12 protein-coding genes are annotated in these 12,731 nt (G+C 71.9%); 4 read left to right on the top strand and 8 right to left on the bottom strand.

Annotated elements, in window-relative coordinates; all coding sequences use genetic code 11:
• The first annotated feature begins 46 nt into the window (after nucleotides 1-46).
• Nucleotides 47-769 carry a PH domain-containing protein gene (locus MTR79_RS04330; RefSeq protein ID WP_189366831.1) on the top strand — a complete coding sequence of 241 codons (723 nt, stop codon included), beginning with the start codon at nucleotides 47-49 and terminating at the stop codon, nucleotides 767-769.
• A 178-nt stretch (nucleotides 770-947) separates the two neighbouring features.
• On the opposite strand, the gene MTR79_RS04335 is transcribed toward MTR79_RS04330, so the two are convergent.
• From MTR79_RS04335 to MTR79_RS04345, 3 genes are all read right to left on the bottom strand, one after another.
• Nucleotides 948-2,597 (bottom strand): phospho-sugar mutase, encoded by a 1,650-nt coding sequence (locus tag MTR79_RS04335; protein ID WP_244789216.1) that lies wholly within the window; start codon nucleotides 2,595-2,597, stop codon nucleotides 948-950.
• A 737-nt stretch (nucleotides 2,598-3,334) separates the two neighbouring features.
• Nucleotides 3,335-4,159, bottom strand: a complete 825-nt coding sequence (locus MTR79_RS04340) for a purine-nucleoside phosphorylase (RefSeq protein WP_048455940.1) — start codon at nucleotides 4,157-4,159, stop codon at nucleotides 3,335-3,337.
• An 81-nt stretch (nucleotides 4,160-4,240) separates the two neighbouring features.
• The gene (locus MTR79_RS04345) at nucleotides 4,241-4,678 is read right to left on the bottom strand and encodes a gamma-glutamylcyclotransferase (protein WP_189366833.1); all 438 of its coding nucleotides are present in this window, start codon (nucleotides 4,676-4,678) and stop codon (nucleotides 4,241-4,243) included.
• An 87-nt stretch (nucleotides 4,679-4,765) separates the two neighbouring features.
• Between MTR79_RS04345 and MTR79_RS04350 the strand changes: the two genes are divergently transcribed.
• Together MTR79_RS04350 and MTR79_RS04355 are read left to right on the top strand one after the other, a co-directional pair.
• Entirely contained in the window at nucleotides 4,766-6,214 is a 1,449-nt protein-coding gene (locus tag MTR79_RS04350; protein ID WP_048455939.1) for an NAD(P)H-quinone dehydrogenase, read from the top strand.
• Nucleotides 6,215-6,337: 123 nt separating this feature from the next.
• Nucleotides 6,338-7,279 (top strand): DeoR/GlpR family DNA-binding transcription regulator, encoded by a 942-nt coding sequence (locus tag MTR79_RS04355; RefSeq protein ID WP_225252509.1) that lies wholly within the window; start codon nucleotides 6,338-6,340, stop codon nucleotides 7,277-7,279.
• 67 nt (nucleotides 7,280-7,346) lie between these two features.
• Here MTR79_RS04355 and MTR79_RS04360 read toward each other — a convergent pair whose 3' ends face one another.
• Nucleotides 7,347-9,119, bottom strand: coding sequence for a biotin carboxylase N-terminal domain-containing protein (locus MTR79_RS04360; RefSeq protein ID WP_086703392.1), 1,773 nt, complete (start codon nucleotides 9,117-9,119; stop codon nucleotides 7,347-7,349).
• Between the two features lie 364 nt (nucleotides 9,120-9,483).
• On the opposite strand from MTR79_RS04360, the gene MTR79_RS04365 reads away from it, so the two are divergent.
• On the top strand, nucleotides 9,484-9,945 hold the full coding sequence (locus MTR79_RS04365; RefSeq protein WP_086703394.1) for a hypothetical protein: 462 nt from the start codon (nucleotides 9,484-9,486) through the stop codon (nucleotides 9,943-9,945).
• Here the strand turns inward: MTR79_RS04365 and MTR79_RS04370 are convergent.
• The 4 genes from MTR79_RS04370 to MTR79_RS04380 form a co-directional block, all read right to left on the bottom strand.
• Nucleotides 9,914-10,534 carry a nucleoside triphosphate pyrophosphatase gene (locus MTR79_RS04370; protein ID WP_086703395.1) on the bottom strand — a complete coding sequence of 207 codons (621 nt, stop codon included), beginning with the start codon at nucleotides 10,532-10,534 and terminating at the stop codon, nucleotides 9,914-9,916. The genes MTR79_RS04365 and MTR79_RS04370 overlap by 32 nt on opposite strands.
• 75 nt (nucleotides 10,535-10,609) lie before the next feature.
• Entirely contained in the window at nucleotides 10,610-10,738 is a 129-nt protein-coding gene (locus MTR79_RS33555; RefSeq protein WP_086703397.1) for a hypothetical protein, read from the bottom strand.
• Nucleotides 10,739-10,865: 127 nt separating this feature from the next.
• Nucleotides 10,866-11,078: an acyl-CoA carboxylase epsilon subunit gene (locus MTR79_RS04375; protein ID WP_086703398.1), complete on the bottom strand. Its 213-nt coding sequence runs from the start codon at nucleotides 11,076-11,078 to the stop codon at nucleotides 10,866-10,868.
• Between the two features lie 9 nt (nucleotides 11,079-11,087).
• Nucleotides 11,088-12,677, bottom strand: coding sequence for an acyl-CoA carboxylase subunit beta (locus MTR79_RS04380; RefSeq protein WP_244789218.1), 1,590 nt, complete (start codon nucleotides 12,675-12,677; stop codon nucleotides 11,088-11,090).
• Between the last annotated feature and the right edge of the window lie 54 nt (nucleotides 12,678-12,731).

Consider the following 12,731-nt stretch of genomic DNA (forward strand, 5'->3'; position numbering starts at 1 on the left):
CGAGCGGCCTTCGGGTCCGGTGCGCGGGTCGTGCAGAATCGGGGGCATGACGACCCCCGACCCGTCGCGCGTGCCGGAGCCCACGAAGCCCGCCGGGACCGCGACGACCCCGTACAAGGACCGCGTCTACCGCTCGCCCGCCGGCGTCGTCGGAGGCGCGCTGGTGCTCGCCATCGTCGCCTGGCTCGGCATCGACGCGGTCGTCGTCGGCGAGGGCCGCACGCCGTGGCTCGCCCTCGCCACCATGCTCTTCCTCGGGCCCGTGGTGTTCGCCTACACCCTGCGGCCCGCCGTCTTCGTCAACGACGACGGACTGCGCGTCCGCAACCCGCTGCGGCTGATCGTGCTGCCGTGGGGGCAGGTCGCATCGCTGCGGTCCGGGTTCTCCAACGAGGTCGTCGACGACTCCGGCACCAAGTACCAGCTGTGGGCGCTGCCCGTCTCCGTACGGGCGCGCAGCAAGGCGGCACGGCAGGACGCGCGGGCCGCCCGTGCGGCCGCCCGCGCGGACGCCCGCGCCGGGCAGGGCGGGTCCCTGCGCGGCGGTGCGGTGGGTGCCGCCGATCTGGGGGCGGGTGCCGCCCTGGCCGCCGACGGGCCGCGCCGGGCCGAGACGGACCGGGCCATGGACGAGCTGCGCGAGCTGCACGAGCGGCGGCAGGGGGAGCCGGGGACGCAGGGGGAGGTCACCGTGCGGTGGGCCTACGAGATCATCGCGCCTGCTGTGGCGGGGGCTGTGCTGTTGGGTGTGCTGTGGGGGCTGGGCTGAGAGGGCTGGGCTGAGGGGTGGGCTCGGGCGTGTGAGCTGTGAGTTACGGCGGGGCGGCCCGGGTTCGGGCCGCCCCCCGCATTTTCCGATGCTCGCGGCTCCGGGTTCTTCGATGCCTGCGGCTTCCGGTTCGGACGCCTGCGGCTTCGGATTTTCGGATGCCTGCGGCTTCGGTCTCTCAGATGCCCGCCGCTTCGGACAGGTCCTGCTTGACGGCGGTCAGGAGGGCCGTCGCCTTGGTGCGGGCCTCGGGGAGGTCCGCCTTGGCGGCTACCGGGATCACGACCTCCAGGTAGCACTTCAGCTTCGGCTCCGTGCCGCTGGGGCGGACGACGACCCGCGCGCCGTCCAGGGTGTAGCGGAGGCCGTCGGTGGGCGGCAGCTTGTCCGTGCCCTCGGTGAGGTCCTCGGTCTTGGTGATGCGCAGACCCGCCAGTTCGGTGGGGGGCTGCTCGCGCAGGCGGCGCATCGCGGCGGCGATCAGGCCCAGGTCCTTCACGCGGACGCTGAGCTGGTCCGTGGCGTGCAGGCCGTGCTCCACGGCGAGGTCGTCGAGGAGGTCGAGGAGGGTGCGGTCCTGCGACTTGAGTTCGGACGCCAGTTCCGTGAGGAGGAGGGCGGCCGTGATGCCGTCCTTGTCGCGTACGCCGTCCGGGTCCACGCAGTAGCCGAGGGCCTCCTCGTAGCCGTAGCGCAGACCGTCGACGCGGGCGATCCACTTGAAGCCGGTCAGCGTCTCCTCGTACGGGAGACCCGCCTTCTCGGCGATACGGCCGAGGAGGGACGACGAGACGATCGACTCCGCGAACGTGCCGGTCGCGCCGCGGCGCACCAGGTGGGCGGCGAGGAGCGCGCCGACCTCGTCGCCGCGGAGCATGCGCCAGTCGCCGCCGTCCTGCACGGCTGCGGCGCAGCGGTCGGCGTCGGGGTCGTTGGCGATGACCAGGTCGGGGTTCGTCTCGCGGGCCTTCGCGAAGGTGAGGTCCATCGCGCCGGGCTCCTCCGGGTTGGGGAACGCGACGGTCGGGAAGTCCGGATCGGGGTCGGCCTGCTCGGTGACGAGGTCGGGGGCGGGGAAGCCCGCGCGGGCGAAGGCGGCGAGGAGGACGTCCTTGCCCACGCCGTGCATGGCCGTGTAGACGGTGCGGGCCGTGCGGGGGGAGTCCTCGGAGAGGACGGCGTCCGTGCGGGCGAGGTAGGCCTCGAGGACGGTGTCGTCGAGGGTGTCCCAGCCGGTGGTGGGGCGGGGGACGGTGGTGAGGGACGCCACGGCGTCGATCTCCGCGGCGATCTCGGCGTCCGCCGGGGGGACGATCTGGGAGCCGTCGCCCAGGTACACCTTGTAGCCGTTGTCACGGGGAGGGTTGTGGCTGGCGGTGACCTCCACGCCGGCGACCGCGCCGAGGTGCCTGATGGCGAAGGCGAGGACGGGGGTGGGGAGGGGGCGGGGGAGGACTGCGGCGCGGAGGCCGGCGCCGGTCATGACGGCGGCGGTGTCCTCGGCGAAGGTCTGTGACTTGTGGCGGGCGTCGTAGCCGATGACGACGAGGCCGGCCGTGTCGTTCCCGTGGGGGGTCCCCTGCTTCTTGAGGTACGCGGCGAGGCCGGCTGCGGCGCGGATGACCACGGAGCGGTTCATGCGGAGGGGGCCGGCGCCGAGTTCGCCGCGGAGGCCGGCGGTGCCGAACTGGAGGGTGCCGGCGAAGCGGGCGGTGAGTTCGGCGTGGTTGCCGTCCTCGATGAGGCGGGCGAGTTCCTCGCGGGTGTCCGGGTCGGGGTCCTCGGCGAGCCATGCCTGGGCCTGTGCGATGAGCGCGTCGTCTTCCACGGTCGGTCGGCCTCTCTTGGTCGGTGGGGTGTCAGGTTCGCATGGGGGGCGGGGGGTGCGTGCCTGGGGCACGGGGTCCGCCGGGTGGGGGGGCCTGCGGCGCGTGCGGTGTGGGGTTCGCCCGGTGGGGGCTGGGGTCAGTTGCCTGCGACGGCCGGTGGGGGTTGCCGTTTGATGCCTGCGGCGCAGGGTTCTGTGCGGTGGGGGTTGCTGTAGCGCCCAGGGTGGGGTGGGTGGTGCGGGGCCGCGGTGGGGGCGGTCGTCCTCGGTCTGGCGCGAGAGTGCGTGCTGGAGAGGTTCGGGGCGTGGACGCGCCAGCCGCTGCGGGCGCCCACCCCCACCCCGTCCCCTCCCCGCCGTGGGCGGCTGCACCGACACCGGTGGCGGCCGCAAGTTGTCGCCAACCGCGGGCATTCGTGCCGCTTAGGGCGGCACGGGTGGGCGCGGCGGCACCCTGTCGGCGCCAGGTGCGCGAACACCCCCCGGCCCGCACCGACGCCGGCGCCTGTTGCCCCTGCCCATTGTGGGCTTGAGGGCCTGGGAGGTGCCCCAGGCGATGGGGTACCTCCCGCTCATGGGGGAGAAGCCGAGAGTGGGGGAGGGTGGGCGCGGCCGCACCTCGTTGGCGCCGAGGTGCGCGAACACGCCCCGGCCCCCACCTACGCCGGGTCTCATCGGAGTCCACCCTCGCCGAAGGCACCCGCGTCCACGGAAGCGCCGCGCTGCGAGCAGGTGGGTTACAAACGCCCCAGCACCTGGGTGAGCAGCGCGCCCATGCGTGTCGCCGAGTCGCGGCCCGCCTGGAGGACCTCCTCGTGGTTCAGCGGCTCGCCGGTCATGCCGGCGGCGAGGTTGGTCACCAGGGAGATGCCCAGGACCTCCGCACCCGCCTCGCGCGCGGCGATCGCCTCCAGGACCGTGGACATGCCCACCAGGTCCGCCCCGATGACGCGCGCCATGCGGATCTCCGCCGGCGTCTCGTAGTGCGGGCCGGGGAACTGGGCGTAGACGCCCTCCTCCAGGGAGGGGTCGATCTCCTTGCACAGCGCGCGCAGGCGCGGGGAGTACAGGTCGGTGAGGTCGACGAAGTTCGCGCCGACGATCGGCGACGTCGCCGTCAGGTTGATGTGGTCGCTGATCAGGACCGGCTGCCCGGGGCGCATGCCCTCGCGCAGCCCGCCGCAGCCGTTGGTCAGCACGATCGTCTTCGCGCCCGCCGCCACGGCCGTGCGGACGCCGTGCGCGACGGCTGCCACCCCGCGGCCCTCGTAGTAGTGGGTGCGGCCCAGGAAGACCAGGGCACGCTTCTGCCCGATGCGGTAGGAGCGGATCTTGCCTCCGTGGCCCTCGACCGCCGGCGGCGGGAAGCCGGGCAGCTCGGTGACCGGGTGCTCGGCCTCGGGGGTGCCGAGCGCGTCCGCTGCCGGGGCCCACCCGGAGCCCATCACGAGGGCGACGTCGTGGGTCTCGGCGCCTGTGAGTTCGCGCAGGCGGGCTGCGGCGGCGTCGGCTGCGGCGTACGGGTCGCCCTGGATGTCGTCCGGAAGAAGAGAAGCGTTCACGTCGACGAGGGTAGCCGCAATTCGCCTACGCGCGTAGATGTGGAAGGTGACGGGATGGCGATCGTTGTCTTGTCGTTTCCGTCAGCAGGGGCGCTTACGGAGCTCCATCACGTAGTCGTGGGGCGCCCCCGCGGACTCCGCGGCGTCGGCGATCTCGCCCAAGTAGCGGGCGGAGGGCAGACCGCCCTCGTAGGAGTTCAGGACGTACGTCCAGGCGTGTTCCTCGCCGTCCAGGGTGTGCGCCCGGACCCGCGTGCGGCGGTAGATGTCCAGGCCCGTGCCCTCCCAGCGGTCCATGGACTCCTCGTCCATGGGCGCGATGTCGTAGAGGGCGACGAAGACCTGGGAGAGCGGGTCCTCGACCAGGGTCGCGAGTGCGCCCTCCCAGCCCATGTGCTCGCCCCCGAACGTCAGCCGCCAGCCGTTGAGCCAGCCGGTGGCCCGCAGCGGCGAGTGCGGGGCGCGGCGGGACATCAGCCGGGCGTCGAGGTTGCCGGCGTAGGCGGCGTAGAGCGACATGGGGGAAGGGTACGGCAGGGGGTGCCGCGACGGTCGTGGCTCGGGGGATGCACCCCCGGGCAGGCGCACGGTGAAGTGTGCGGGACAATGGAGTACGTGACTCGGATCGTGATCATCGGTGGCGGACCCGGCGGATACGAAGCGGCGCTGGTCGCCGCGCAGCTCGGCGCGGAGGTGACCGTCGTCGACTGCGACGGCCTGGGCGGTGCGTCGGTGCTGACCGACTGCGTGCCGTCCAAGACCCTGATCGCCACGGCCGAGGTGATGACCACCTTCGACTCCTCCTACGAGGAGCTGGGGATCATCGTCGCCGACGACACCCCGCCCCTGGAGCAGGCCGCCCGGGTGGTCGGTGTCGACCTGGGCAAGGTCAACCGGCGTGTGAAGCGGCTCGCCCTCGCGCAGTCGCACGACATCACCGCCTCCGTGACGCGCGCCGGCGCGCGCGTCATGCGCGGGCGCGGGCGGCTGGACGGGATGCAGGGGCTCGACGGGTCGCGGAAGGTCGTCGTGACCGCCGCCGACGGGAGTGAGGAGACGCTCACGGCGGACGCGGTCCTGATCGCGACCGGTGGGCATCCCCGGGAACTGCCCGACGCACAGCCCGACGGCGAGCGGATCCTGAACTGGACCCAGGTGTACGACCTGGACGAGCTCCCCGAGGAGCTCATCGTGGTCGGTTCCGGCGTCACCGGCGCCGAGTTCGCCGGCGCCTACCAGGCACTCGGCTCCCGTGTCACGCTGGTGTCCTCGCGCGACCGCGTGCTGCCAGGTGAGGACCCGGACGCCGCCGCCGTGCTGGAGGACGTCTTCCGGCGGCGCGGCATGAACGTCATGGCCCGCTCGCGCGCCCAGTCCGCCAAGCGGGTCGGTGACCGGGTCGAGGTCACGCTCGCCGACGGGCGGGTCATCACCGGTACGCACTGTCTGATGGCGGTCGGCGCCATCCCGAACTCCGCGGGCATGGGTCTGGAGGAGGCCGGGGTGCGGCTGCGCGACTCGGGGCACATCTGGACCGACAAGGTGTCGCGGACGACGGCTCCGGGCGTCTATGCGGCGGGTGACGTCACGGGCGTGTTCGCCCTGGCCTCGGTGGCCGCCATGCAGGGGCGCATCGCCATGTACCACTTCCTCGGGGACGCGGTCGCTCCGCTCAACCTGAAGACCGTCTCGTCGAACGTCTTCACCGATCCCGAGATCGCCACCGTCGGGTACACGCAGGCCGACGTGGACGGCGGGAAGATCGACGCGCGGGTCGTGAAGCTGCCGCTGCTGCGCAACCCCCGCGCCAAGATGCAGGGCATCCGCGACGGCTTCGTCAAGATCTTCTGCCGCCCCGGTACCGGCATCGTCGTCGGCGGTGTCGTCGTGGCGCCGCGCGCCTCGGAACTCATCCACCCCATCTCGATCGCGGTCGACAACAACCTGACCGTCGAACAGATCGCGAACGCCTTCACCGTGTATCCGTCGCTGTCGGGCTCGATCGCCGAGGTGGCACGGCAGCTGCACACGCGGAAGGCGGGCGGCGAGGCCTGACCCGGCCCTATACCACTTGCCGTGGGGCCGTGCGAACAACTTCTGCTATTCAGCGCAAACTGCTGAAAGCAGACGGTCGTCGGCGTTACTGTCAGTTTCGTGTTCGCTGCAGAACGTCGCCAATTGATCCTCGAAATGGTGCGAGCGAACGGGGCCGTGTCGCTCCGTGAGCTCGCCCGCGTCGTCCAGACCTCCGAAGTGACCGTACGGCGGGACGTGCGCGCGCTGGAGGCAGAAGGACTCCTCGACCGCCGGCACGGTGGTGCGGTGCTGCCGGGCGGTTTCACACGCGAGTCCGGCTTCCCGCAGAAGTCGCACCTCGCCACCGCCGAGAAGACCGCCATCGCCGACCTCGCCGCGAACTTCGTGGAGGAGGGCGAGGCCATCGTGGTCGGCGCGGGCACCACCACGCAGGAGCTGGCCCGTCGGCTCGCCCGGGTGCCCGGGCTGACGGTCGTCACCAACTCCCTGCTGGTCGCCCAGGCGCTCGCCCACGCCAACCGGGTCGAGGTCGTGATGACCGGCGGCACGCTGCGCGGCTCCAACTACGCCCTCGTCGGCAGCGGCGCCGAGCAGTCCCTGCAAGGGCTGCGGGTGTCCAGGGCGTTCCTCTCGGGAAGTGGCCTGACCGCCGAGCGAGGGCTGTCCACGTCCAACATGCTGTCGGCGTCCGTCGACCGGGCGCTGGTGCAGGCCGCCGCCGAGGTGGTGGTCCTCGCCGACCACACCAAGCTCGGCACGGACACCATGTTCCAGACGGTGCCCACGGACCTCATCACCCGGCTGGTCACCGACGAGCCGCCCGCGCACGACGACCGCGCGGCGACCGAGCTCCAGGCCCTCGCCGACCAGGGTGTGCAGATCGCCGTCGCGGGGGCGCCGGGGGGAAACGGCAGCGCGGGGGGTGACGGCCCTCCGTCGGGGCGGCAGCGCCGTGACGTCCCGCTGCCCGGCCCGAGGCGCCAGGCCCCCGGGCTGCGCACGGCCGTCGCGCTGGGCGCGGCGTCCGACCAGGGGCAGGGCGCCGAGCGGGCCGCCAGGGTGGCGGACATGCGGCGGCGCTGAGGGGCCCGCGGACGTACGACAGCGCCCGGCCCCCCGTGGGAGGGTGCCGGGCGCCGTGACGTGAGCGTCAGTCCTTGATCTCGCAGATCGCCGCGCCGGACGTGACCGAGCCGCCGATCTCGGCGTTCAGGCCCTTGACGGTGCCGGAGCGGTGGGCGTTGATGGGCTGCTCCATCTTCATCGCCTCCAGGACGACGACCAGGTCGCCCTCCTTGACCTCCTGGCCCTCCTCGACCGCGACCTTGACGATCGTGCCCTGCATCGGGGAGGCGAGGGTGTCGCCGGAGGCCGCCGGGCCCGACTTGCGGGCGGCGCGGCGCTTCGGCTTGGCGCCGGCGGCCAGACCCGTGCGCGCCAGGCTCATGCCGAGCGAAGCGGGCAGGGAGACCTCCAGGCGCTTGCCGCCGACCTCCACGACGACCGTCTCGCGGCCCGCCTCCTCCTCGGCGTCCGCGTCCACGGCCGAGGCGAAGGGCTTCAGGTCGTTGACGAACTCGGTCTCGATCCAGCGGGTGTGGATCGTGAAGGGCTCGGTGGAGCCGGTCAGTTCGGGGGCGAACGCCGGGTCCTTGACCACCGCGCGGTGGAACGGGATGGCCGTGGCCATGCCCTCCACCGTGAACTCCTCAAGGGCGCGCGAGGCGCGCTGCAGGGCCTGCTCGCGGGTGGCGCCGGTGACGATCAGCTTCGCCAGCAGGGAGTCCCACGCCGGGCCGATCACACTGCCGGACTCCACGCCCGCGTCCAGACGCACACCCGGGCCGGACGGCGGGGCGAACGTGCTGACGGTGCCGGGCGCGGGCAGGAAGTTACGGCCCGGGTCCTCGCCGTTGATGCGGAACTCGAAGGAGTGACCACGCAGCGGCGGGTCGTCGTAGCCGAGCTCCTCGCCGTCGGCGATGCGGAACATCTCGCGCACCAGGTCGATGCCGGAGACCTCCTCGGTCACCGGGTGCTCCACCTGGAGGCGGGTGTTGACCTCGAGGAAGGAGATCGTGCCGTCGTTGCCGACGAGGAACTCCACGGTGCCCGCGCCGACGTAGCCGGCCTCCTTCAGGATGGCCTTGGAGGCGCGGTACAGCTCGGCGTTCTGCTCCTTCGACAGGAACGGCGCTGGGGCCTCCTCGACCAGCTTCTGGTGGCGGCGCTGGAGGGAGCAGTCACGGGTGGAGACCACGACCACGTTGCCGTGGCTGTCGGCCAGGCACTGGGTCTCCACGTGGCGCGGCTTGTCCAGGTAGCGCTCGACGAAGCACTCGCCGCGGCCGAAGGCGGCGACCGCCTCGCGCACGGCGGAGTCGTACAGCTCGGGGACCTCTTCGAGGGTCCGGGCGACCTTCAGGCCGCGCCCGCCGCCGCCGAAGGCGGCCTTGATGGCGATCGGCAGGCCGTGCTCCTCGGCGAACGCGACGACCTCGTCCGCGCCGGACACCGGGTCGGGCGTGCCGGCCACCAGCGGGGCGCCGGCGCGCTGGGCGATGTGCCGGGCGGCGACCTTGTCACCGAGGTCGCGGATGGCCTGCGGGGGCGGGCCGATCCAGATCAGGCCCGCGTCCAGCACGGCCTGGGCGAACTCGGCGTTCTCCGAGAGGAAGCCGTAACCGGGGTGGATCGCGTCGGCCCCCGACTCCCGCGCGGCCTTCAGCACCTTGTCCATGTCGAGGTAGCTGGTGGCCGGAGTGTCACCGCCCAGGGCGAACGCCTCATCCGCTGCGCGGACATGCAGAGCGTCCCGGTCCGGGTCGGCGTAGACGGCAACGCTCGCGATTCCGGCATCCCGGCAGGCCCGGGCAACGCGGACAGCGATTTCGCCACGGTTGGCGATGAGCACCTTGCGCACGATTGAGGCTCCCTCCTTGAAACAAGCCGAGTTTAGGGACTGCCGACACGGCACTTCGACCCGTCCCCAGTGGTGAGCTTGCCCACACGGAGCGTGATGCGAGGCTCGCTCGACCCGCGAAAGCCCTTGTCGCACCTCGGTACGCAGGGCTCCTCCCGGAAACCCTAGCCCCGTCGTGTGGTCAAGGTCTCTGTGAGAGCGTGCTGCGGCCCACTTCGTTTCTTTGTGGAGTCCCTACGAATGGCCCAATGATTCTTTGCCCGCCGCACGCCCCTTGTCCCGAGGTTTACCGGTTAGTAGCCTTCGCGTCGTCCCGAACGTACTCGGGGTAACCACAGTCGTGTTCGGAAGTGGGTGGGGGCCGGTGGTCCGCAGACCGGTGGCGTGGATCGTCGCGCTCGTGCTGTTCGCCGAGGCGCTGGGCGTGCTGGGGGTGAACTGGTTCCTGGGTGTCGTCGTCGACCGGCAGGACATGTCGCTGGCCGGCCTCGACCCGGACGTGATGTCGGTGTCGTCGAAGGCCGGCGGAGTGGTCTTCGGGCTCTACTTCGGCCTGTGCGGCGTGGTGTCCCTGCTGGTCGCCCTGCGCGACCGGGCCCCGGCCGGCTTCGGCAAGGTGCTGCTGATCAGCGCGGCCGTGGTGCACGCGCTGCTCGGCGCCTTCGCGTGGGGCCTGATCGGGTGGACGGCGTTCCTCTTCATGGTCGTCGTCCTCACGCTCATCGTGCTGCTCCTGATGACGTACGACGGGCGGCCGGGGGAGCCCGACGAGCCCGTCGACGCCGGAACGCCCGTCAGTCCTCCCGCGGCGCCCACAGCTCCGTGATGCCGACGCCCAGTTCGGCCAGCAGGCGCCGCACGAGCGGCAGGCTGATGCCGATCACGTTGCCGTGGTCGCCGTCGATGCCGTCGATGAACGGCGCCGAGCGGCCGTCCAGGGTGAACGCCCCCGCCACGTGCAGCGGCTCGCCCGAGGCCACGTAGGCCGCGATCTCCTCGTCCGAGGGTTCACCGAAACGGACCACCGTGGAGGCGGTGGCGGAGGCGTAACGGCCGCTGAGGGTGTCGTAGACGCAGTGGCCGGTCTGGAGCGTGCCCGCGCGGCCCCGCATCGCCTTCCAGCGCGCGGTGGCCTCCTCGGCGTCCTTCGGCTTGCCGAGGGCCTGGCCGTCCAGCTCCAGCACCGAGTCGCAGCCGATCACCAGCGCGCCCTTCACCTCGGGCCTCGCCGCGACCACGGACGCCTTCGCCTCGGCCAGGGCCAGCGCCAGATCGGCGGGGGTGGGGGCGGAGACGGCGTCCTCGTCGACGCCGCTGACGATCACCTCGGGCGTCAGCCCGGCCTGGCGGAGCAGCCCGAGCCGGGCGGGGGACTGGGAGGCGAGAACGAGGCGGCGACGCGGCTGATCTGTCATACGGTCAGCGTATCGGCGTCGCCCGGACGCCTCATCCCGCGTCACGGAGTCTCGCGCAGGGGTGGGCGGCGCGTCTCACCTCACGCCGATCACCAGCATCGCCAGGACCATGGCCAGTGCCATGAGAACGCCCAGCCGCCGCAGCATCTCCTGCGTGTCACGCAGTTCCTTCGGCGGCTTGTTCTCGGGGTCGGACCACAGCATTCCTCCAGCGTGCGGCGGAGCCGGCGGGGGGCGCCTGAGTACGCGTACTCAACTTGGTGACAGACGCCGGACACGCCCGGACGGGCCGTACGCGGTGCGTACGGCCCGTCCGGGACGTGGTGTGGTGTCAGCCGCCCGGCCAGTACGTCCGTGACCACGACGCCGGGCCCGGCTGGGGCACGCGGCGCGCGGCGATGCGGGACGGGTCGGACCATGCGTCGGGGATCGTGGGCGCGTCGGACGGCAGGGCGGCCGCCGCCGCGGCGCGCGCCCGGACCACCGCCAGTGCGGCGGCCAGCTCCTCCGGGGTCGGGTTGCCCCGTACGACCTTGATCGTCACAGCGGCTCCTTACAGGGGGATGTTGCCGTGCTTCTTCGGGGGCAGGCTCTCGCGCTTGGTCCGCAGCTGACGCAGACCGCGGACGACGTGGCGGCGGGTGTCGGACGGCATGATCACCGCGTCGACATAACCCCGCTCGGCGGCGACGTAGGGGTTGAGGAGGGCGTCCTCGTACTCCTGCATCAGCCGGGCGCGGGTCGCCTCGGCGTCGTCCGACTCGGCGATGGTGCGGCGGTGCAGGATGTTGACGGCGCCCTGCGCGCCCATCACCGCGATCTGCGCCGCCGGCCAGGCCAGGTTGAGGTCGGCGCCCAGGTGCTTGGAGCCCATGACGTCGTACGCGCCGCCGAACGCCTTGCGGGTGATGACGGTGATCAGGGGGACCGTGGCCTCCGCGTAGGCGTAGATCAGCTTCGCGCCGCGGCGGATGATGCCGTCGTGCTCCTGGTCCACACCGGGCAGGAAGCCGGGGACGTCGACGAAGGTCAGCACCGGGATGTTGAAGGCGTCGCAGGTCCGCACGAAGCGGGCCGCCTTCTCCGACGCGGTGATGTCCAGGCAGCCGGCGAACTGCATCGGCTGGTTCGCCACGATGCCGACGGGACGGCCCTCGACGCGGCCGTACCCCGTGAGGATGTTCGGCGCGAACAGGGGCTGCGTCTCGAAGAACTCCGCGTCGTCGAGGACGTGCTCGATGACCGTGTGCATGTCGTACGGCTGGTTCGCCGAGTCCGGCACGATCGCGTCGAGTTCGCGGTCCTCGTCGGTGATCGTCAGGTCCGCCTCCTCGGGGAAGGCGGGCGGCTCGGAGAGGTTGTTGGAGGGCAGGTAGGAGAGGAGCTGCTTGACGTACTCGATCGCGTCCTTCTCGTCGCCCGCCATGTGGTGCGCGACGCCGGAGGTCGAGTTGTGGGTGCGGGCGCCGCCCAGTTCCTCGAAGCCGACGTCCTCGCCGGTGACCGTCTTGATGACGTCCGGGCCGGTGATGAACATATGGCTGGTCTGGTCGACCATGATCGTGAAGTCGGTGATCGCGGGAGAGTAGACCGCGCCGCCGGCGCAGGGGCCGACGACCAGGCTGATCTGCGGGATCACGCCCGAGGCGTGGGTGTTGCGGCGGAAGATCTCCCCGTACGCGCCGAGGGAGGCCACGCCCTCCTGGATACGGGCGCCGCCGGAGTCGTTGATGCCGATGACGGGACAGCCCGTCTTGAGGGCGAAGTCCATCACCTTGACGATCTTCTGGCCGTAGACCTCGCCCAGGGCGCCGCCGAAGACGGTGAAATCCTGCGAGAAGACGGCGACCGGACGGCCGTCGACCGTGCCGTAGCCGGTGACGACGCCGTCGCCGTACGGGCGGTTGGCGTCGAGGCCGAAGTTGGTGGAACGGTGCCGGGCGAACTCGTCCAGTTCGACGAAGGAGCCCTCGTCGAGCAGGAGGTCGATCCGCTCACGGGCCGTCAGCTTGCCCTTGGCGTGCTGCTTTTCGACGGCACGTGCGGAGCCGGCGTGCGTCGCCTCTTCGATACGACGCTGGAGATCCGCGAGCTTGCCCGCGGTGGTGTGGATGTCAGGCTGCTGCTCTTCCGGCTCGGACATCGGGATGCGGCTCCCTGCCTGCTCAAAAGGGGGGACGGTTACTCATCCGTAGCG

The organism is Streptomyces sp. BJ20, from assembly GCF_022869105.1.
In the GTDB taxonomy this organism is placed as follows: Bacteria; Actinomycetota; Actinomycetes; order Streptomycetales; family Streptomycetaceae; genus Streptomyces; species Streptomyces griseoincarnatus.